The sequence below is a fragment of the Brevibacterium sp. FME17 genome, from assembly GCF_014897515.1.
In the GTDB taxonomy this organism is placed as follows: Bacteria; Actinomycetota; Actinomycetes; order Actinomycetales; family Brevibacteriaceae; genus Brevibacterium.
Map to the genome: position 1 here is coordinate 154710 of NZ_JABUYD010000001.1, position 20999 is coordinate 175708.

The 20999-nt window shown below is 62.5% G+C and carries 19 protein-coding genes and 1 pseudogene; 10 read left to right on the forward strand and 10 right to left on the reverse strand.

All coding sequences use genetic code 11. The features are described 5' to 3' along the window. Positions 1-56: 56 nt before the first annotated feature. Together hemQ and INT40_RS00640 are read left to right on the forward strand one after the other, a co-directional pair. Entirely contained in the window at positions 57-767 is a 711-nt protein-coding gene (gene hemQ / locus INT40_RS00635) for a hydrogen peroxide-dependent heme synthase (protein ID WP_101570407.1), read from the forward strand. Between the two features lie 159 nt (positions 768-926). Beyond that, complete coding sequence (locus INT40_RS00640; protein ID WP_226830485.1) at positions 927-1697, forward strand: class I SAM-dependent methyltransferase; 771 nt, start codon at positions 927-929, stop codon at positions 1695-1697. 15 nt (positions 1698-1712) lie between these two features. Here the strand turns inward: INT40_RS00640 and INT40_RS00645 are convergent, their stop codons facing one another. Beyond that, positions 1713-1925 carry a hypothetical protein gene (locus INT40_RS00645; protein ID WP_226830486.1) on the reverse strand — a complete coding sequence of 71 codons (213 nt, stop codon included), beginning with the start codon at positions 1923-1925 and terminating at the stop codon, positions 1713-1715. Positions 1926-2075: 150 nt separating this feature from the next. Between INT40_RS00645 and INT40_RS00650 the strand changes: the two genes are divergently transcribed. Continuing rightward, a complete protein-coding gene (locus INT40_RS00650; protein WP_193095257.1) occupies positions 2076-2573 on the forward strand; it encodes a MarR family winged helix-turn-helix transcriptional regulator in 498 nt (165 codons plus the stop codon). Here the strand turns inward: INT40_RS00650 and INT40_RS00655 are convergent. Together INT40_RS00655 and msrB are read right to left on the reverse strand one after the other, a co-directional pair. Further along, positions 2553-3071 (reverse strand): GNAT family N-acetyltransferase, encoded by a 519-nt coding sequence (locus INT40_RS00655; protein ID WP_193095258.1) that lies wholly within the window; start codon positions 3069-3071, stop codon positions 2553-2555. The genes INT40_RS00650 and INT40_RS00655 overlap by 21 nt on opposite strands. Further along, positions 3068-3493, reverse strand: coding sequence for a peptide-methionine (R)-S-oxide reductase MsrB (gene msrB, locus INT40_RS00660; RefSeq protein WP_101570402.1), 426 nt, complete (start codon positions 3491-3493; stop codon positions 3068-3070). The genes INT40_RS00655 and msrB overlap by 4 nt, the downstream gene beginning before the upstream one ends. Before the next feature lie 137 nt (positions 3494-3630). On the opposite strand from msrB, the gene INT40_RS00665 reads away from it, so the two are divergent. Next, a complete protein-coding gene (locus tag INT40_RS00665; protein ID WP_101570401.1) occupies positions 3631-4830 on the forward strand; it encodes an alpha/beta hydrolase in 1200 nt (399 codons plus the stop codon). A 14-nt stretch (positions 4831-4844) separates the two neighbouring features. Here INT40_RS00665 and INT40_RS00670 read toward each other — a convergent pair whose 3' ends face one another. Both INT40_RS00670 and INT40_RS00675 read right to left on the reverse strand, forming a co-directional pair. Then, entirely contained in the window at positions 4845-7535 is a 2691-nt protein-coding gene (locus INT40_RS00670; protein WP_193095259.1) for a penicillin acylase family protein, read from the reverse strand. Positions 7536-7561: 26 nt separating this feature from the next. Beyond that, positions 7562-8276, reverse strand: a pseudogene (locus INT40_RS00675) (DUF817 family protein). Between the two features lie 65 nt (positions 8277-8341). On the opposite strand from INT40_RS00675, the gene INT40_RS00680 reads away from it, so the two are divergent. Beyond that, complete coding sequence (locus tag INT40_RS00680) at positions 8342-8989, forward strand: hypothetical protein (RefSeq protein ID WP_101570399.1); 648 nt, start codon at positions 8342-8344, stop codon at positions 8987-8989. Positions 8990-9023: 34 nt separating this feature from the next. Here the strand turns inward: INT40_RS00680 and INT40_RS00685 are convergent, their stop codons facing one another. From INT40_RS00685 to INT40_RS00700, 4 genes are all read right to left on the reverse strand, one after another. Further along, positions 9024-9224, reverse strand: a complete 201-nt coding sequence (locus INT40_RS00685; RefSeq protein ID WP_193095260.1) for a hypothetical protein — start codon at positions 9222-9224, stop codon at positions 9024-9026. Positions 9225-9251: 27 nt separating this feature from the next. Next, on the reverse strand, positions 9252-10805 hold the full coding sequence (locus INT40_RS00690; RefSeq protein ID WP_127361984.1) for an IS1634 family transposase: 1554 nt from the start codon (positions 10803-10805) through the stop codon (positions 9252-9254). A 111-nt stretch (positions 10806-10916) separates the two neighbouring features. Beyond that, complete coding sequence (locus INT40_RS00695) at positions 10917-11465, reverse strand: hypothetical protein (protein WP_193095261.1); 549 nt, start codon at positions 11463-11465, stop codon at positions 10917-10919. A gap of 10 nt (positions 11466-11475) precedes the next feature. After that, positions 11476-12291: a L,D-transpeptidase family protein gene (locus tag INT40_RS00700; protein WP_193095262.1), complete on the reverse strand. Its 816-nt coding sequence runs from the start codon at positions 12289-12291 to the stop codon at positions 11476-11478. 60 nt (positions 12292-12351) lie between these two features. Here INT40_RS00700 and INT40_RS00705 point away from each other — a divergent pair, with 60 nt between their 5' ends. From INT40_RS00705 to INT40_RS00720, 4 genes are all read left to right on the forward strand, one after another. Then, positions 12352-13614 carry a DUF6636 domain-containing protein gene (locus INT40_RS00705; RefSeq protein ID WP_193095263.1) on the forward strand — a complete coding sequence of 421 codons (1263 nt, stop codon included), beginning with the start codon at positions 12352-12354 and terminating at the stop codon, positions 13612-13614. Positions 13615-13795: 181 nt separating this feature from the next. Then, positions 13796-15562: a 2-isopropylmalate synthase gene (leuA, locus tag INT40_RS00710; protein WP_101570395.1), complete on the forward strand. Its 1767-nt coding sequence runs from the start codon at positions 13796-13798 to the stop codon at positions 15560-15562. Positions 15563-15673: 111 nt separating this feature from the next. Next, positions 15674-16402: a DNA repair protein RecO gene (gene recO / locus INT40_RS00715; protein WP_101570394.1), complete on the forward strand. Its 729-nt coding sequence runs from the start codon at positions 15674-15676 to the stop codon at positions 16400-16402. After that, positions 16399-17175: an isoprenyl transferase gene (locus INT40_RS00720; protein WP_101570393.1), complete on the forward strand. Its 777-nt coding sequence runs from the start codon at positions 16399-16401 to the stop codon at positions 17173-17175. Before recO ends, INT40_RS00720 begins: the two co-directional genes overlap by 4 nt. Positions 17176-17349: 174 nt before the next feature. On the opposite strand, the gene INT40_RS00725 is transcribed toward INT40_RS00720, so the two are convergent. Then, the gene (locus INT40_RS00725; RefSeq protein WP_193095264.1) at positions 17350-19170 is read right to left on the reverse strand and encodes a DEAD/DEAH box helicase; all 1821 of its coding nucleotides are present in this window, start codon (positions 19168-19170) and stop codon (positions 17350-17352) included. A 337-nt stretch (positions 19171-19507) separates the two neighbouring features. Here INT40_RS00725 and INT40_RS00730 point away from each other — a divergent pair, with 337 nt between their 5' ends. Then, on the forward strand, positions 19508-20890 hold the full coding sequence (locus tag INT40_RS00730; RefSeq protein ID WP_193095265.1) for a glycine--tRNA ligase: 1383 nt from the start codon (positions 19508-19510) through the stop codon (positions 20888-20890). Positions 20891-20999: the final 109 nt, after the last annotated feature.

Sequence of the window (20999 nt, forward strand, 5' to 3'; positions counted from 1 at the left end):
ACCGACCGACGAAACACCGTACTCAAGCACCGACACACAGAGAAGAAGGAGCAGGAATGAGCGAATACTCCAACCCCACCGACGAGCAGATCGAACAGGCGAACAACGACACGCGGTATATCGCATACTCGGTCTTCGCCTCGGCAGGCGAACTCGGCGATGCCGACCGAGCCGAACTCGCGAACGAGGTTCACGAAGCACTCGCTCCGCTGAAGGAGCAGGGCCTCGTCGTCCGCGGAATCTACGATGTTTCCGCACTGCGGGCAGATGCCGATGTGATGTTCTGGTGGCATGCGCCGACGATTGAACTGGTTCAGGCCGCCTACTCGGCAGTGCGTCGCAGCATGCTCGGCGGAATCCTCGAGCCGGTCTGGTCTGTCGTGGGTCTGCACCGTCCAGCCGAATTCAATAAGGCACACCTGCCGGCACTGCTGACCGATGACGAGCCGGGCAAGTACATCTGCGTGTACCCCTTCGTTCGGTCCTACGACTGGTACCTTCTCGATCCCGCTGAGCGCTCCACGATGCTGCGAGATCACGGCATGGCCGCAGCAGGATACAAGGACATCAAGGCCAATACGATCGCTTCGTTCGCCCTGGGCGACTATGAATGGCTGTTGGCCTTCGAAGCTCCAGAGCTGCACCGCATCGTCGACCTCATGCGCGATCTTCGCAATACGAAAGCTCGTCTGCATGTGCGCGAAGAGGTCCCGTTCTACACCGGACCTCTCCGCGAGCTCGTCGATATCATCAGCGACTGGCGCTGATCTTCACCGACTGACCAGAAGCGAGTGATCCGCAGCGACTGATCTCTGCAGTGACTGATCCGCATCACCTTTTCGGGGCCCCGGCAGGGCACAACGCCTTGCCGGGGCACCGAAGCGTCCGGCGGCAATGACGGAGCAAGCAGCGGGTAGCCTGTGAGCATGACTGCTGCAGATGGCTTCGCCGGCGACGCGGACTACGGCAAGATCGGTGCCGGCTACCGTCAGTACAGGCGCCCGGAACCAGAGTTTGCGCAAGCGATCCTGCACGCTCTCGGCGATGTTCGACAGGTGATCAACGTTGGTGCCGGAGCCGGATCCTACGAACCCAGCCAATGTGGCGTCACGGCGGTGGAACCATCGGCTGCGATGCGGGCACAGCGGGCGAAGGGTCAGGCATCGGTCGTCGACGCCCGTGCAGAGGCACTGCCGTTTGCCGACGATTCCTTCGACGCCGCGTTGTCGACATTCTCAGTCCATCAATGGCAGAGCCTCGACGCGGGTCTATCTGAGATGCGGCGAGTCGCTTCCGGCCCGGTGGTCATCATGACCTGTGATCCGACTCGGGTGGAGCGATTCTGGCTCCGTGACTTCGCGCCCCAAGTGTTCGAGACTGAGGCACGCCGATATCCGAGCCTCGAACGAATCTCAGAATGTCTTGGCGGCACGGTCGAGGTCACTCATCTGCCGATCCCCTTCGGCTGCGTAGACGGTTTCTCCGAGGCCTATTTCGGTCGGCCGGAGATGTTTCTCGATCCGGGAGCCAGGAAAGCGAACTCCGCGTGGAGCTTCGTCGCCGAGGACTCGGCTCTGCGATCGGTCGAAAACCTGCGCCGCAGCCTGAACGATGGAAGTTGGGATGACGCACACGGGTCGCTGCGGACTGCATCGCACTTCGATGGGTCCCTGGTCCTCATCAAAGCAGAACCGTGATCAGGGCAGAACTGATCACTCGGGCTGTTTCTTCTCCACCACATACGAGTGGCCATTGGCGTCGGTGCGCATCTCCAAGCCCATCGCGTCGAGTCGTTCGTGACGCAGATGCTCATTCTCGTAGTAGCCACCGGGTCGGGAGTTATCGACTTGTGCAGGGCCGACGATCTTGCGGAAGAAGCGGTTGAGCCATGCAACGCGTCGCTGGGAGTCGTGCGAGTCTGACATGCGAGTCCATTCGGTGGTGTCGAGCTGGTGAGGTTGGTGCTCGGCTGAGGCGATCACAATATAATCAGTGTACGCTAAACATTAGTGCACTAACTAATCAATCAGCCTGGTTGACGAACAGATCAGATTCGTCGGAAGGACACGGAATCGATGTCGACCTCGTACGATCCGCTGGCTCTGGAGAGCCAGATCTGCTTTGCACTGACTGTTGCCTCCCGCGGAGTGATCTCTGCCTACCGTTCGGTGCTCGAGCCCCTCCACCTCACCCACCCGCAGTATCTGGTCATGCTGGCTCTGTGGCAGCACGAAACTCTGCCGGTGAGGAAGATCGCCGAGCTGCTGCGTCTTGAAGCTGCAACGGTGTCGCCACTGATCAAACGCCTCGAAGCCCTTGACTATGTGGAGAAGGCACGCAGCAGCCACGACGAGAGAGTCGTGGAGGTCTCGCTGACCGAGACCGGGATCCAGCTGCGGAGGACTGCCGAGGCGATACCGGGGCAGATGATGGCCAAACTCGATATGGGCGAGGCAGATCTGCGAGAGTTGCACGCCACGATGACGCGGCTCATCGACGCCGTCGACGCTTCACACACAATTGACACAGCCAGCCCAGCCGACGCAGTGTCCTCAGGCGCCGCCTCGGCGTGACATCGGGGTGTGCTCGATCCCGTCCTCAAGGAACCGGGGACCATTCGGGCTGAACCCGAAGCTCGCGTAGAAGCCCTCGAGATGAGTCTGGGCGTTCAGCGTCAGAAGACGATCCCCATGCTCGGCCACGATCTCGCCGATGAGCCTGCGGCCCCAGCCTTGGCCGCGCGCCTGCGGATTCGTGACGACGCGGCTGATGCTGCGGGCTCCCGGCTCGAAGGCAGGACCGTCGGGCAGATCGGGCGGCAGGATACGGGCATAGGCTTTGGGAGCAAGACTGCGGCCAACCTCGGTGCCATGACTGTCCTGGATTGTCCGCACCTCATCAGGGTAGAAGGCGTGCAAAGTCTGCGGGAGCGTGTCGACACCATCCTGATCGAGGAAGAGACAGTCCTGCTCGACGACGAAGACCTGAGACCGCAGCTGCATGATCCCGTAGAGCTCCGTCCCGCTCAGCTCCTCGAAGGTCTTGACGACAAGCGTTGATCCTTCGCTCATTCCTGGCCGTCGATGAGCCGCAGGGAGATCGAGTTCAGGCAGTATCGCTGGTCTGTGGGGGTGTCGTAGCCTTCGCCCTCGAAGAGGTGCCCCATGTGCGAATCGCAGTTCGCGCACCGAACCTCGACGCGCTCCATGCCCATCGAGGAATCGCGGAGGTAGCGGACCCGGTCCTCGGCCAGGGGAGCGTAGAACGAGGGCCAACCGCAGTGCGAGGAGAACTTGGTATCGGAGGGGAACAAGTCTGCTCCACAGGCACGGCACTGGTACATTCCGACGCTGTTCGTGTCGACGTATTCGCCGGTGAACGGACGCTCCGTGCCGCCTTCGCGCAGCACCGCGAATTCATCAGGAGTGAGTACGTCCTGCCAGCGGATCTCCTCGGGATTGTCTTCTGTGTTGACGTTTGGCGACTGACTCATCGCGACCTCCGGTGTTTGTCGATATCTGTTGGAGTCCATTGTCCCACTGCACTCGGGCTCTGGAGAGCCCTCTGACCTGCACAACAGCGTTTGGAGACTGCTCATTCCTTGGGTGACAATGAAGTCAGGAGGTTTTCATGGTTCGCGACACTAAATTCCCGACTCGCCTGCTTCTGGCTTCGGTGGGTGTCGGTGCTGGGATCGGCACCGTGATCTCGGTGGCGTCTTCGGGACTGGCCGCTTATTTTGCACGCAGAATCCTCGTTCCCGAGAACGCGCCGGAAGAACTCGAGATTCTCCACATCGACGGATTCCCGCCGAACATGCGCATTCACCTGCCTGCTGATGAAGAGACCACGGTGCGCGGCACCTACGGGCTTTATTTCAACCAGGGCGCCGGTCATGCCGTGATCGGCGATATCGTCGAATACGATCCGCGATCGCGAACCGTTTCCCGAGAGATCCTCTCGGTGACCCGTGGAGACATCAAACGCGCCTCGCACGGCCGGTGGACGGGCATCGTGTACCCGGAACCGTTGGCGGCAGGAGTCAACGCCGAGGACATCGAGATCGAATCCGACGCCGGACGGCTGCCTGCCTGGCTGCTGCCCACCGACCACCCCGAACCTCAGGACACGTGGGCGATCCTCGTCCACGGCCGTGCCAGTACCCGGGCCGAGGGGCTGCGTGCTGCCCCGATCCTCAATACCTTGGGTGTCCCGGCCATAGCCATGTCCTACCGCAACGACGCCGAGGTCAGGGTCGAGACTACATCTCGCTACGGCCTCGGCGACACAGAGTGGATCGACGTGGACGCGGCCATCGACTTCGCGATCTCACGCGGAGCCCGCGAGGTCGTCCTCTTCGGCTGGTCGATGGGCGGAGCCATCGCGCTGCAGGCCGCCTCCCGTGGCCGGAACCGCCGTTACGTGAAGGCCCTCGTCCTCGACGGGCCCGTCGTCGACTGGGTGAATGTCCTTGACGGCCAGGCCCGGCGCAACATGCTTCCCACACCGATCGCCAAACTCACTCTTGAGATGATCACCCAGCCGTGGGCGCGACCGATCACCGGCCTGCAGACGCCATTGGACTTGGGCAGGCTGGACTGGGTGACACGCGCGGCAGAGCTCGACGTCCCGGTGCTGCTCATCCACTCCGACGATGACGAATTCGTGCCATCCTCGCCGTCCCACGCGCTGGCGTCCGTTCGCCGCGACCTCGTGACGATGCCTGTCTATGACCAGGCGCGCCACACCAAGGAATGGAACATCGACCCCGTCCGCTGGGAAGACGATGTGGCGAACTTCCTCGAGGCGAAGATTCTGCCCAAGCCCTGAACTCGGGGCTGAGTTCAGGGCCGCAGCACCAGAGAATCTTCGGTGTGCCTACCCAGTGCATCGGGCGTGTACGGCCAGGGTCGGGTCCTGTTGGCGGCCCAGTCCTCGGTCTGGTCGGCATAGTGTGGGTGGAAGGCGTGCCCCGAGGCGCCGGTGAGGTTGATCCACTGCGAGTGGTTGAAGTCCTTGAGGTCCACAATCTGCCGCATCGAGGGCACCCAGTTCGTCTCGAAGCCGACCGAGGCGTCCCAGCCTGTGGCGTTGACCTCTCCCGACCCGCCGGCAACCTCATAGGGGCCCCGATTGAATAGCCGCTCAATGGGTTTGATCCCTGATTCGCCGAGGCTGGCGTTGCGGATGGTCAGCCTGTGCAGAATGCCCCACCGCCAGGTCACAGGCTCGGAGCCGAGCAGATCCTCGGTCGTCTCCCACGCCGAGTCCATGGCCCGAGCCAGCGCTTCGTCCCGGTTGTCGACCTTATCGTCGGCCCACCATTGCGAATCGGGTTTCTGCAGCTGGTTCTTGATGATGAGGTACCAGCGGGATCCGCCTGCAGGGGGCACCGCATCGGGCAGCTTCGGAGCGAAGACTTCATCGAGGATCGTCTTCGAGAGCACATTGAAATAGGCTGCTGCAGCACTGTTGGCATCATCGCGGCCATCCCAGTCTGCGAGCAGCTTCTGAGCCTTTGCTATGTCGGTGTCCTTGCCCGCATCGATGTCTTCCAGCAGCGGGATCAGGGTCAGCGCAAGCGGGTTGAGGTCATCACCCTGGATGCGCGACATGTCGGCGGTTGTGACGGGACCCTTCGCCATCGTGTCCCGGAGCAGCTTCGTGATCCGCCGCGCTCGGTCTCCATAGTCGAAGTCGTCGCTCAACTGCACGGACTCTCCTGGGGGCGTGACCGGGTTGTTGGCCGTCACGATCCATCCCCGATCGGGGTTGTACAGGCTCGGCAGATCCTTGAAGTCGATGTATCCCTGCCAGTCCTCATCGGTCTTCCAACCGTGGCGTGGCAGCATACCGTCGCCCTTGCCGCGCTTGGGGATCTTCCCCGGGGCCTGGTAGCCGATATTGCCGGCAGTGTCCGCGTAGATGAGGTTCTGGGAGGGCACGTCGAAGAGCGAAGCGGCCTGTCGGAATTCCTTCCAGTTCGTCGCCGCATTGAGCCCGAAGATCGCGGAGGCGGTGTTGCCCGGTTCCAACGCCGTCCATTGCAACGCCAGTTGGTAGTGTTCGTCGGTTGGACCCGACTTCGTGTCCGCGGTGTTCGCCCCGGTTGAAGCATCGAGCACACTGCGGTAAGGCCCATTGAGGTCGGAGATGAGAGGGCCGTTGCGTGTTGAACGGATCGTGATTTCGCGCGGTTCCTCTTTCGCGATCTTCACGGTCTCTTTGCGCGTGGTCACGGCTTCATCCCCGGGGTCACGAATCACCTCGCCGTCGCGGACCTTCTCCACTACGAGATCGGCGACATCGGGCCCCAGGTTCGTCAGCCCCCAGGCGATGGACTGGTTGTGTCCGATGACGACGCCGGGCAGGCCCGAGAACGAGAAACCGGACACGTCGAAGGGACATTCGGGTGTGATCTCGGTGCAGCGCAGACCGATCTGATGCCATACGGAAGGCATGGCGGGAGCCAGGTGTGGATCATTGGCCAGCAGCGGGGCACCGGTGGCCGTGTGCTCACCGGAGACCACCCACGAGTTCGACCCGATGTCATGACTGTTGACCCCCAGAAGCGCGGGCAGTGACCTCAGGTGCTGTTTGAGTTCGCCGAGGTTGGACGGAGTCTTGGTCACCTCTCCGCCGGCATGCGCTTCGTCGCCGGTCTCGTCTTCAGCGGCTTTGCTCTTCCTGGCTTTGCTGTCATCGGCTTTGCCTTTGTCTGACTTGCTGTCTCCGCTGCCCTTGCTGCCGGCGGCGCGTGATTTGGCGCCGGCATTGCCGCCGATGATCGTCGGGCGGGTGTCATAGGGATAGTCGGGGTAGATATCGGCCATCTGCTCATCGTCGAGCGTGGACTGGCTGATGGCTCGGTCGATTTCGTCTTCGACGTTCGAACGCAGGTCCCAGGCCATGGCCTTGAGCCAGGATACGCTGTCGACGGGAGTCCATTCCTCGATCTCAACCCCACCGTTTTGGAGCCCGATGACTCCGTACTCGAGGGACACCTCGGTGGGGGACTTGTCGTGGAGGTAGGCGTTGACGCCTTCGGCATAGGCCTCATAGTACGCTAGCGTCTTGTCATCAAGGGCCGCGACTTCCTTCTCGGCGACCTTCCTCCAACCCAGCGTGCGGATGAACGAGTCTGTGCTGAACTGTGATTCTCCGAAGAGTTCCGAGAGTCGGCCCGAGGTGACATGCCTGCGGAAGTCCATCTCCCAGAACCGATCCTGGGCATGGACGAAACCCTGGGCCATGAAGAGGTCGTGGGAGTTACTCGCCTCGACGGTCGGGACTCCTGAGTCATCGCGGGTGACGCTGACCTCGCCGTTGAGGCCCGGCAGCGAGATGTCACCGTCGGTGGTGGGAAAGGAGCGACGGACGAGGAATACGCCGAGCAGGGTGAGGATGAGCACCAAGACGAGGACTGCTGCGAGGATGCGGATGAGGACTTTCGCGCTCACAAAGCGATGCGCACCTGACGGCGGACGGACGGCTGCCACCAGAGCATTGGAATCCTCTGAATCCGCGTCTGTCATGTGTCTCCTTCGACCGAGTCTGAGTTTCAGCTCAGATTATCAGGTGACCTGGCCTCATCAGGAGGTTTGGGTGGGTAGATGAAGGTGACGAGGACGACGGAGATCATCATCAGGAGGAACCATGCCACGAGTTTGGTCGCCGGAACCATCTCCCAGCCGTCGATCTGGGACGGATAGAGCCATGCGCCGGTGACTGTTCCGATGTCTTCAGCGATCCAGATGAAGAACGTCACCAGCACGAATGCGAGGAGGACCGGCATGCGCAGAGTCAGCTTGTGCACACGGAAGTGCATGCGACAGCGACCCCGACAGCAGGGACGAGGAACACCCGCACGTCGACCACATAGTGGTGGGTGAAGAAATTGAGATAGATCGCTGCGGCGATGACCGCGGCGCTCCACCTCGGCGGGTAATGGCTGACCCCCAGGTCGAAGAGACGATAGACGCGCACGATGTAGGAGCCGACCGCGGCGTACATGAACCCGGAAGCAGCATCGCCGTCTGGATCAGGACTGCCAGGATGACGAGGAGATCATTGCGGGCCAGGATCGCCCCGTCCGGGTACCACCAGGCGGTGAGGATGATCGCCAGCATCATGAGGGCCCCAAACAGACAGGCCCAGGCCTGCTTGATCCCGAAGACGAGGGACTCACGCAACCCTGCCGGCACCCGAGTGAGATGACGATTGGCAAGACTGTCGAGGAGCCGTTCGAGCCGTGTGAGTTCATGCTGATCGGCCATAAGATCCTTCGGCTGTGGGGAAGCGGTCGCGACAGAACCCTATCGCGGGCTAATAGACTCGGGGCATGCACATCGTCATCTTCGGAGCCTCAGGCCATGTCGGAACGGGCTTGGCCAAGCAGCTGTCGCCTGAGCACCACATCACCGGCATCGTCCGTTCGCAGCCGGAGGACGAAACCGCCTACCGGCCGGTCGTCGTCCCCGATTGGGTGGATCGACCGCAGGCAGTCATCGAAGCACTTAAGAAGGTGGACGCACCCCCGGTCGATGCGGTCATCGCCACGGTCGGCGGGTGGTACGTGGACATCTCGATGATCGACCGCGGAATCGACTCCTTCGACGCGGACTACTCCTCATACCTGCGGGGCCATTTCGCCGCCTGCGCGGTATCGGAGGCGCTCGCCGAGGAGGGGCGAAGTGACCGTGTCCGGCACCTCGCCCTCAACGGTGTGGCCAGCGTCGAAGCCTGCGTCGGGTCCGGTGCGATCAGCGTTTTCGGCGCGGCCCAGGAGATGCTCCTCCGGGTCGCTGCGGCAGAGACGGACTCCGTGTACTACCGCGAGCTCAAGGTCATGGCGCCCATCGGCGGTGATGACCGCAACGATCTCAGCGGGGGAGTGGAGACGATCAGCCTGCCGGCAGTCGCCGAGGCTGTCAGCTCGGTCCTGTCCCGAACGGGCGAGCACGAGATCAGCACCCAGCTGGGCGTCTAGGCCGACACAACAAGCTCGAGCCTGGTCGCGTGCCTCAAGCTTTGCGGTAGCGGATGAAGACCTGGTCATCGACGGTGCGCACATCGATGAGTCGCAGGTTGAGGGTGGCCTCGAGCTGGGAGAAGTGGCTGCCTGAGTTTCGGGAGTAGAGCGGGCTGAGGCTCAGGTGCAGTTCGGCACCCGGAACGGCATCGAGGAGGCGGTAGGCCAGATTGGGTCCGGACCCGAGTTGCACAGGTTTAGTTACCCTGGCCAATCAGTGTCACCGGCTCTTGGGTAGCGCATCGAGGAGTTCCCGCGCTGCTGGCGGGATATCTGGGGCGAAAGTGATCTCCTGATCACCGATGACGCCCGTGAACTCTCGCAACGGACGTAGCGTCGTGATGATCTTCTTCAACGAAGCCCCTGTCGCGTCTTGCATGAACCTCGCAACACCCAACGCGGTGAACACGACCGTCAGGTGTGCCTCGATCGCGTCCCTGGTCCGGTGGAACATTGGCCTGGCATCCAGATCAGTCTTCGACATCCGAAACGACTGCTCGACGTGCCACAAGTCGTGATAGCTACCGATGACCTCGCCCGCCGACATGATGGTGGCTGGAATATTGGTCACGTAACCTTTGAATCCGGACAGCTTCATCGCTCGGTCATAGGCCTTCTCGTCGAAGACCTTCTGGGCCCCTTTTGTCTTCACGAACCGTGCTGGCTTCGGTTGCGAGTCTCCCTCGATGATGGCAATGGCGCGGTTGCGCTGCAGATTCAGAGTCTGCTCGTCGCGCATTGCACGCTTGCGCCGGTACTGCCACACAGCCCGCCACGCATCCGGAAACGTCTCCGCGTCCCAGACTGGTTCGGCCTTCACCTTCGTCCGGGTAGGGTCGAGTCGTTTCTGGCCACGCGGAGTGATCGTATCGATGACGGTTCCGTCTTCGGCCCATTCGCCATTCCACCGAAAATACGTCGCCAGATCGTGCGGAGCCTTGACCTGTCTGGAACCAACAATGAATCGCAAGCCGGCATCATCGAGTTCCTTGAGATTCTTTGCTGACAACATGCCAGCATCGGCAGCGACGACCATGTCCGAGACTTGATGCCGGTCTTGGAATCGTTTGATCACGGGAATGATCGTGTGGGTCTCTGCTTTGTTACCTTCGAAGCATCCGATCTCGAGTGGGAACCCGGTCCGATCGACGAGGAGACCAACAACAATCTGCGGGTCGACTCGACGTTCTTTTGAGTACCCGACCTTGCGTAGGCCATCTTCCTTTTCAGCCTCAAAATATAGGGTGGTGACGTCGTAGAGCAACAGACTGATCCCGGTTGTCGCCACCGAGTAGTCGAAGCACTTCGCCGCGATCTGGTCGCGGTAGTTGTTGTCGCGGGCGCGTTTGAGGCAGGTCAGGAACGTGTTGCGGTGAACGACATCAACACCGAGCTCACCCAGGACGCGGACACTGTCGGACTTCGACGTCGGTTCGATCAGGCGGGCGAGGACGAGTTGGAAGAATGCTTCGTCATCGACGGTATCGAAGCCCAAACGCTCGTAGGCGGTCCGGATCGTATCGACGATGACTTGTGACCTACTGGACTTCACGACCGCGGGAGCTGTGGCGGGTTTGTCGGTGTGGTCGAAGTCGAGGACACCTTGTCCGGGGTGGAGCTTATCGCGGCCGATGGCCATGAGTGCTGCGAGTTCTTCGGGAGTGTGGGCTGAGCCGAGGTGTTCGACGATGCGGTAGCGTCCACCGGTTTTGTCCGCGATCTGCACGGCAGTGGCCCCCGAGGCGGTGGGCACTTTACGCACGAATGGGCTCATGGCCTCATTTTAGTGTCGAATTTAGTTACCCAAAAACAAGAACCGCAGACCGCTTACCAGCATAAACATTCAGCCCAACCCTGAAATCACTAGCCACCTGTGCAAGTCAGGTCAAGCTTTGCGGTAGCGGATGAAGACCTGGTCATCGACGGTGCGCACATCGATGAGTCGCAGGTTGAGGGTGGCCTCGAGCTGGGAGAAGTGGCTGCCTGAGTTTCGGGAGTAGAGCGGGCTGAGGCTCAGGTGCAGTTCGGCACCCGGAACGGCATCGAGGAGGCGGTAGGCCAGATTGGGTCCGGACTCGCACACCAGAGTCTCACTCGTGGACTCGATGCTGTTGAGCACCTGTGCGGCAGTTTCTGGAGTGAAGCCCTGTGCTCGATAGTCCAGGCCAGCCTCGGCTAGGTGCCTGCTCAATTTCTCCGGATCTGACTCGGTGAGCACATGCACGGGTGTGTGCTCGAGGGCTTTGCCCGGTGCGTTGATGACCGGCAGTGCGGGATTGAGCGCGGTCATGCGATCGATGATGATGGCACCTGCCCGCTTACGCAGGGAGGTGAAATAGGCGAAGTCGGCCTTCGTGGACACACCCGTCGACCAACCGTCTTGGGCATATGAGGCGTTGATCGTCTGCACCAGGGAGATGATGAGCTTTCGCATCGAGGTGCCTCTACTTCTGCAGCTGGGACTCAGGTCCCATGGCGATACGTGGATGGGCATCGGGGTCGATGGTCTCGAGGATCCAGGTGAGGTCCTTCTCCTTCAGCGTCACGCACCCGCTCGTCCCGGAATCATGATCGATGTGCAGCCAGATCCCACCGCCCTTGTCCCACCCCAGCGGGCGAGTCTTGTCGGTGGGCGGTGTGCCCGGCACACGGTTGTAGTCGATCGCGATGATGTAGTCGAAGACCCTGTCATATTCGTGTCCGTAGGCCACGGTGGCTGACGAGGGCAGTCGGTCGTCCTGGGTGTAGGGAAGTTCGGTTCCCGGGTCCTGTTTGTAGCCGCCCGCATCGGAGAGGGTGAAGACACCGATCGGTGTTGTCTTGTCGCCCTCCCGACGATCGGCCAACCACCCGTTCTCCCCATTGTGGACGTCGAAGGTCTTGCGCTTCTTCCACGCCCCATCAGCGAAGGTGTAGAAACTCAGCTGACCGGAATCCGAGGACGCGTCCCGGCCACTGGCGACGAGGACCTGAGAGGTCTCGGCCGGAATCTGAGCTGCTGTCTCCGGGCCCAGCCCAGGGACCGGAACAGAATGGGCAGGTCCTGTTGGCTCTGCGGTTGCGGCTCCGGGCGGAGTCATCTGTGCGGGAGCTGCGAAATCGCCGAGGTCGTTCTGCTGTGCAGGTGCCGCGACCTCCCCGGACGGGGCGGTCACGCCGTCATCGTCGTCGCTGTCGGTCGGCGTTGCACATGACGACAGCGTCAGGGCCAAAACGGCGACCGTCAGGCTGGTCCCGGTTCGGGCTCCACCACTGAACATGAGGTCATCTTCTCACGAACCTTGAGAACTCAGTGGAAGTGACTATGCGAAAATGACCCCATGAGCATTCCACCTGTGCCGAATCATCCTCCGCGCCCCGGGCGTCGGAGGCCGGCCGAGGAGTCTCCAGATTCGATCACGACGCAGTTGTTCATCGGACAGGACAAATCCCCGGCCGCTGATGGTTCGACCCAAGCACTCAGCTCCGAGGAGCTGGCCAGACTCCGGTCGATGGTGTCCTCCGACGGGGCCGACGCCACCGAGGTGCTCAGCCTCGAGGAGCTGCGCCAGCTGGCCGCAGCAGAGAACGACGAAACCGGATTCAGCGGTCCGATCCCGCGCAAGGTGAGGTCCGAAGACATCGCCGAGGCAGAAGCTGCCTCGGCACCGAAGCAGTGGAATCCGCAGGGCGTGTCGGCAGAGCAATCTCCGAACCCCGAACCCTGGGATGGCGAATTCGGTGCGCCCGGACCACCTGCCCCGCAGCCCCCTCCTGAACCCCATCCCACCGAACACCCCGGAAACGAGTCGCACGTGCCCAACGGCGCATCAGCCTACGCCCCACAGACAGCAGTCGCCTACGCAGGACACGGTGGCCACGGACCCGCCGGTGGTGCCTATGGCCCCGGCGGCAGTGCTGCAGGACCCGCTGGCTCCAACGGTGGTTACGGTTCCAGCGGCGGCGGATACGGCCCCGGAAGCGGCGGATACGGCCCCGGAGGACCGGGCGGATACGGACCGGGTGGACCGGCCGGTCCCGGCGGACCCTACCGACATGACAACGAGACGAAGAAGGTCCCAGGCTGGCTCTGGGCATTGGCCGCGATCGCCCTGGTGCTCGCTCTCGGCATCGTCGGATACATCGCCTGGGATGCGACGCAGGGCCAGGACGATTCTGCGTCCGGCACGTCCTCCGAGGGGCCCTCCGAGGGTGCAGGCTCTGCAACCGATGAACCATCGACCTCGGCGCCGCCGGTCGCTGCCGAATCGTTCAAGTCTCCGTCCGGCAACATCTCCTGCACGATCGATTCAGACCGCACCCGATGCGTCATCTCATCCTTCGACTACACCAGCCCCGAGAAGCCCGACGACTGTCAAATGGAGAACTGGGGAGCTGTCGTCGTGGCCAACAATGAAGGTGCCGGCTTCTCCTGCCGTGAGGCGCCGGAGAGCTCCGGTCCCGCTCGAGTGCTCGGCTACGGCGAATCGATCACGGCCGAGGGGATGACCTGCACCTCCACCCGTGAGGGCATGACGTGCAAGTCCGACGAGACCGGAGTCGGCTTCAACATGCGGCGTGCAGCGGTCGACTTCCTCGACTAGACGGATAGCGATCTTAGGATTTGGACAGGTTTGGAACCGGCGGAGCAACCAGGGCTAAGTTGTGTGTGTGGCTTACAGGTTGCTCCTCCTTCCTTGCCGCGACGAGTCCTGAACATAACAGCACCCTCGTCGCGGAGTTTCTCCTATGCTGAAGAAGCACACGAACAATGATTGAGGAACCATGAAACTGCAGAAGCCAACCCCCATGCCATTCAGCAAATACAAGTCTTTCCAGGACCGGATCGCCCTCGATATGCGCGACCGCACCTGGCCCGACCAGCTGATCCGGAAGGCTCCGCGCTGGCTGAGCACAGATCTGCGTGATGGCAACCAGGCTCTCATCGATCCGATGACGCCGGATCGCAAACGCAAGATGTTCGATCTCCTCGTCAAACTCGGCTTCAAGGAGATCGAGGTCGGGTTCCCCGCAGCCAGCCAGGTCGACTTCGACTTCGTCCGCGAGATCATCGAACAGGATGCCATCCCCGACGACGTTCGCATCTCGGTGCTCACCCAGGCCCGTGAGGACCTCATCGAGCGCACAGTGGAATCCCTCGTCGGCGCGCAGAAGCCGACAGTTCACCTCTACAATGCGACGGCACCGGTCTTCCGCAAGGTCGTGTTCGGCTTCGACGGTGAGGGCTTCGACCAGACTCGCGACATCGCCACCCGCGGCACCCAGGCGGTCATGAAGCACGCCGAGTCACTCCTCGGCGACGTCGACTTCGGCTACCAGTACTCGCCGGAGATCTTCGTCGACACCGAACCCGAGTTCGCTCTCGACATCGTCGGCAGCGTCCTCGATATGTGGCAGCCGGCTTCCGGCCGTGAGACGGTCGTCAACCTGCCCGCCACGGTTGAACGCGGCACTCCCAACACCTACGCCGACCAGATCGAATGGTTCTGCCGGAACATGCCCTACCGCGACGAGGTGGCCGTGTCCCTGCACCCCCACAACGACCGCGGAACCGGTGTCGCAGCCGCGGAGATGGGCATCATGGCCGGTGCCGACAGGATCGAAGGCTGCCTCTTCGGCAACGGCGAACGGACCGGAAACCTCGACCTGGTCACCGTGGCGCTGAACCTCTACACGCAGGGCGTCGACCCCGAACTGGACTTCTCCGACATCGACGAAGTCATCCACACCGTCACCGAATGCAACCAGATCGGCGTCCACGAACGTCACCCCTACGGCGGTGACCTCGTCTTCACCTCGTTCTCCGGTTCGCACCAGGATGCCATCAACAAGGCGTTCGCCGACCGTGAGAAGAGAGCCAGTGAGCAGGGCGTTCCCGTGGACCTGATGGAATGGGACATGCCCTACCTGCCGGTCGACCCGAAAGATCTGGGTCGCTCCTACGAGGCGATCATCCGCGTGAACTCGCAGTCCGGCAAGGGCGGAGTCACCTATCTGCTCAAGAGCGAGTACGGCCTGGATCTGCCTCGCCGCATGCAGGTCGAGTTCTCCCGCGCCGTCCAGGTGCACACTGAAGGTGGGGGAGAGGTCTCCGCCGAGGAGATCCGTCGCATCTTCAACTACGAGTACCTTCCCAGCGATGATCAGGACAAGGCTTGGGGCCGCTTCCAGATCGTGGGTCTGCGCACCGACTCCGGCACGGTTGACGACTCGGGCACCTCGGAACGCGTCGAAGTCGACCTCATCGTCGACGGTCAGGAGCGCACCTATGAAGGTCACGGCAAAGGACCCATCGATGCGCTGGTGAAGATCCTGATCGAAAATTTCGACGTCGATGTCCGTCTCCAGGACTACACCGAGCACGCCATCGGCTCGGGCGCTGACACGATGGCCGCAGCCTACGTCGAGCTCGCTGTCGAAGACCGTGTGGTCTGGGGTGCCGGACTGCACCCCAACATCACGAAGGCTTCACTCAAGGCCGTCGTCTCGGCGGTCAACCGGGCCGCCCGCGATCGCGACGGAGAGCGCTGATCCTTCGGGGCTGAGCATCCCGGGCAGGCAGCCTGCCCGGGGAGCAATCTCACAACTGATGCATGAGTGCGGCGGGGATGATTCCCCGCCGCACTCTGCGATAATGGGCGGGTGCACAACTATCGTGATGAAGGCATCGTGCTCCAGGGGCACAAACTCGGCGAAGCCGACCGCATCGTCACTGTTCTCACCCGCAGCCACGGGCTGATCCGAGCAGTTGCGAAGGGCATCCGCCGCACCAAGTCACGTTTCGGTTCCCGACTCGAACCCTTCATGCTCGTAGACCTGCAGTGTCACGTCGGCCGCAGCCTCGACATCGTCACCCAGGTCGAACTCATCGAGCCCTTCGCCCGCGGCATCGGCGCAGATTATGACGCCTACTCCGCAGCCAGTGTGATGGCTGAGACTGCCGCCCGAATCACCGAGGTAGAACCCCAGTCGCGCACCCACTTCCTGCTTCTCGTCTCCGCCATCCGCTCCCTGTGCAACGGCGAGCACCCGCCGAGGTTGGCCCTCGACGCGTATCTTCTCCGGGCCATGTCCGTGGCCGGCTGGGCACCGAGTCTGCTCGACTGCGCACAGTGTGGCAGCCCTGGTCCCCACCGCGCGTTCTCAGCCTCCCTGGGCGGAGCCGTGTGCACCACGTGCCGACCCAGCGGCGCGGCTCTGCCAGACACCGATGCGCTCGAGCACATGGCCGCTCTGCTCTCCGGAGACTGGCAGCGAGCGGAGTCCTCGGACCTTCACGACCAGATCGACGGTTCCAAACTCGTCTCCGACTGGGTGTCATGGCATTTGGAGCGCAATATCCGATCACTGAGAGTTCTGGAGGCCAGATGAGCTACCCCGCGCCGCCCCCGCACCCCAGCGGAGCCCGACCCCCCGGCATCGAGGCGAAGTTCGTCCCGAAGCACGTCGCCGTGGTCATGGACGGCAACGGCCGGTGGGCCAATGATCGTGGACTGCCGCGCACCGAAGGCCATAAGGCCGGAGAGGCCTCACTTCTCGAAGTCATCCACGGTGCCATCGAGATGGGTGTCGACTATCTCTCCGCCTACGCATTCTCCACCGAGAACTGGAAACGGTCCCCGGATGAGGTTCGCTTCCTCATGGGCTTCAACCGTGATGTCATCCGCCGTCGCCGCGATGAACTCAATGAGCTCGGTGTGCGCATCGTGTGGGCCGGGCGCCGTGGTCGCCTGTGGCGCTCGGTCATCGACGAACTCGAATCCGCGGCGGAGATGACCAAGGACAACACTGGCCTGGTCCTCCAGTTCTGCGTCAACTACGGAGGCAGATCGGAGATCGTCGACGCGGTCAACCAGATCACCGCCGAGGTGGCCGCCGGGAAGCTCAAACCTGGAAAGGTCAGCGAGAAGACCGTTCGCTCCCGTCTCTACGCCCCGCAGGTGCCGGACGTCGACTTGTTCCTCAGGTCGTCGGGGGAGCAGCGGACCTCGAACTTCCTGCTGTGGCAGTCCGCCTATGCCGAGATGGTCTTCCAGGACGTCCTCTGGCCCGACGTCGATCGCCGCACCCTCTGGTCCGCGATCGAAGAGTATGCCCGTCGTGACCGTCGCTTCGGCGGTGCCGTGGACCGATCGAGCTCCTGAGCTCTCGGCGCCAAACGCAAGCCAAACCCTCGAAACCTGCAAGCAACAAGAAGAGGTCCCGCAGCGAAAACGTTGCGGGACCTCTTCTCTATGAGCTTCGTGCCGAACCCTGCTCAGCTCTTCAGCTGCGCCGGAACTTCAGCAGCGGGCAGTACCTGCGCACTGCCCAGAACCTCAGTAACGATCGCCTGAGCGTTCGCCGCCGAAGCGGTCATTGCTGAACTTCTTCTGGCCTCCACGACGGTCGCCGCGGAAGTTGCGGCTGTCGCCGGGCTGTTTGTCGAAGTTGCGCTTCTTGAACGGGCGAGACGGACGTCCCGAATCCGGACGAATGTCGATCGGACGACCCTGGATCTCGGTGTTCGAGAGCTTGCGCATGACCGAGGAATCGAGATCCTTGGGCAGGTCGACCAGGGTGTGGTTCGACCGGATATCGATGTGGCCGATCTCCTTCGAGGTCAGGCCGCCCTCGTTGGCGATGGCACCGACAACCGCGCCTGGCTGCAGGCGTTCGTTGCGGCCAAGGGCCAGACGGTAGGTGGTCATGTTCTCATCACGCGGACGAGACGAGCGTTCACGACCGGGCTTTCCGTCGCGTCCGCCGCCGTCACGGTCACGTCCTGGCTTGCCGCGGCTCGGCTCAGGCATGGGGTCTGCCGTGAGAGAGTTCGACTCGAGGACCATGGAGGCCAGAGCGGCTGCGATGTCCGTCGCCGGAACATTGCGGGAGAGCTCGTACTGTTCGATGACGGTCGCGAGCTCGGTCAGTTCGGTCGTGGCCAGCACATCGTCGATGCGCTTCGTGAACTTCTCCACACGAGTATTCGTCAGCTGTTCGACGCTGGGCATCGACAGCGGTTCGACCTTCTGCTTCGTTGCGCGCTCGATGGAGCCGAGCAGACGCTGTTCACGCGGGGTGACGAAGAGGATGGCCTCGCCGGAACGTCCTGCACGGCCGGTGCGGCCGATGCGGTGGACGTAGGACTCGGTGTCATGGGGGATGTCGAAGTTGACGACGAGGGTGATGCGTTCGACGTCGAGGCCGCGGGCTGCGACATCGGTGGCGACGAGGATGTCGACCTTGCCGCTGCGCAGCATGTCGATCGTGCGCTCACGGGCCTGCTGGGGAATGTCGCCGTTGATTGCCGAGGCCTTGAAGCCGCGTGCACGCAGCTTCTCCGCGAGCTCCTCCGTGGCCTGCTTGGTGCGGACGAACATGATGATGCCCTCGTACTCCTCGACCTCGAGGATCCGGGTCAGGGCGTCGAGCTTATGGGAGTGCTGGACCATGTGGTAGCGCTGACGGATGTTCGATCCGGTCTGCGACTTCGACGCGACCCGCACCTCTTTGGGGTTGTTGAGGTACTTGCCGGTCAGGCGGTGGATCGACGTCGGCATGGTGGCGGAGAACAGAGCCACCTGACGTGAGTCACCGGACTGGCTGAAGATCTCTTCGATGTCTTCGGCGAAGCCCATCTTGAGCATCTCGTCGGCCTCATCGAGGATGAGGTGACGGAGGCTGCCGAGCCTGAGGGAGCCCTTCTTGAGGTGGTCGATGACACGACCGGGCGTTCCCACGACGACCTGAGCGCCGCGCTTGAGCCCGGACAGCTGCGGGCCGTAGGCCTGGCCGCCGTAGATCGGGAGGACGGAGAAGTCGTCGAGGTTCGTCGCATAGGAGGTGAACGCCTCGGCGACCTGGATTGCAAGCTCACGGGTGGGGGTCAGTACGAGAGCGAAGGGGCCGTCATTGGCGCGACCCGCCTCGGCGAGGTCGGACAGTGCCGGCAGGGCGAAAGCGGCGGTCTTGCCGGTACCGGTCTGGGCGAGTCCGATGACGTCGCGGCCTTCGACCAGTGCGGGAATCGTTTCGGCCTGGATCGGGGTCGGGGTTTCGTAACCCTGAGCCTCGACCGCCTGGAGGACGAGCGGGTGGAGACCCAGCTCGGAGAACTTCGGTGTTGTCGGATCGTCGGATGAGGACACATCGGTCATGAGTTTTCTCTCTCACGTCGGCACACACTTGATCGCAGATGACTGTAGTGGCGATCTACCCTGCGGCCGCTTGTGCAATCATCGTGAGCAATCCGGGCCGAAACCGTATGAGATCCAAGGCTTGCTTGGACAGACTTGAAAACCGTCAGTACGGAGAAAGGTTTGGGTGTACCTCAACTCTACATGCCACTTGCCCGCCGAGGTGGCTCTGCGGCCCGCTTTAAGTGTGAGTTCCGTCGCCCAGGAGTCGACAGCCACCGATCGCAGGCGAACCGATAGGCTGTACCTGCGAGCCACGGCAGCCGGCCGTCGGCGAACTACCTCAAGGAGAATAAACGTGGCACAGTCCAAGTTGGATGCCGTCATCGCCCTGGCCAAACGCAGAGGATTCGTCTTCCAAGCCGGAGAGATCTATGGCGGTTCCCGTTCGGCCTGGGACTACGGGCCGTTGGGTGTTGAGCTCAAGGACAACATCAAGGCCCAGTGGTGGCAGACCTTCGTCCGCGGACGCGAAGACGTCGTCGGACTCGACTCCTCGGTCATCCTGCCCAAACGGGTCTGGGAAGCCTCGGGCCACGTGGCTACCTTCGTCGATCCGCTCGTCGAATGCCTCAGCTGCCACAAGCGCCACCGTGAGGACCACCTCGTCGAAGCCTACGAGGCCAAGCACTCCAAGGCACCCGAGAACGGCATGGCCGACATCGTCTGCCCCGACTGCGGAAACCGCGGTCAGTGGACCGAGCCGCAGGAGTTCTCCGGGTTGGTCAAGACCTTCCTGGGTCCGGTGGAATCAGAAGCGGGTCTGAACTACCTGCGGCCTGAGACCGCGCAGGGGATCTTCGTCAACTTCAACAACGTCGTGACCGCTGCACGGAAGAAGCCGCCGTTCGGCATCGGCCAGATCGGCAAGGCCTTCCGCAACGAGATCACTCCCGGTAACTTCATCTTCCGCACCCGTGAGTTCGAGCAGATGGAGCTCGAGTACTTCGTTCGTCCCGACGAGGCCGACGACTACTACCGCGAATGGGTCGAGGCCTGCTGGAACTGGTTCCTCGACCTCGGCATCTCCGAGGACAACGTGCGCCGCCTCGACGTCCCCGAAGATGACCGGGCACACTACTCGTCGGGCACGATCGACGTCGAGTACCGCTTCGGCTTCCAGGGCTCCGAATGGGGCGAGCTCATGGGTGTGGCCAACCGCACCGACTACGACCTCGGCACCCACACCGAGGCCTCCGGCGCGAAGCTGCAGTACTTTGACCAGGCCAGCGGTGAACGCTTCACCCCCTATGTCATCGAACCGTCCTTCGGGCTCACCCGCTCGATGATGGCCTTCCTCATCGACGCCTACACCGAGGACGAGGCACCGAACACCAAGGGCGGCGTCGACAAGCGCATCGTGCTCAAGCTCGATCCGCGTCTGGCTCCGGTCAAGGCCGCAGTCCTGCCGCTGAGCCGCAACGAGAAGCTGTCCCCGCAGGCCAAGGAGCTCGCGGCTCGTCTGCGCAAGCGCTGGAACATCGACTTCGATGACGCGGGTGCGATCGGACGTCGCTACCGTCGTCAGGACGAGGTCGGCACTCCGTTGTGCATCACGTTCGACTTCGACTCACTCGACGACCAAGCGGTGACGATCCGCAAGCGCGACGACATGAGCCAGGAGCGCGTGAGCCTCGATCAGGTGGAGAACTACCTGGCCGAGGCGCTCGGCGGAGCCTGAGCACGTCGGCAGAGCCTTGAACGGCGGGTCCGGTCGATCGGAACGGCGGTCGGCCGGACCTGACTCGTTCGGCAGCGCTCCTTCGAGCGCAAACGGCGCGTGTGATGCA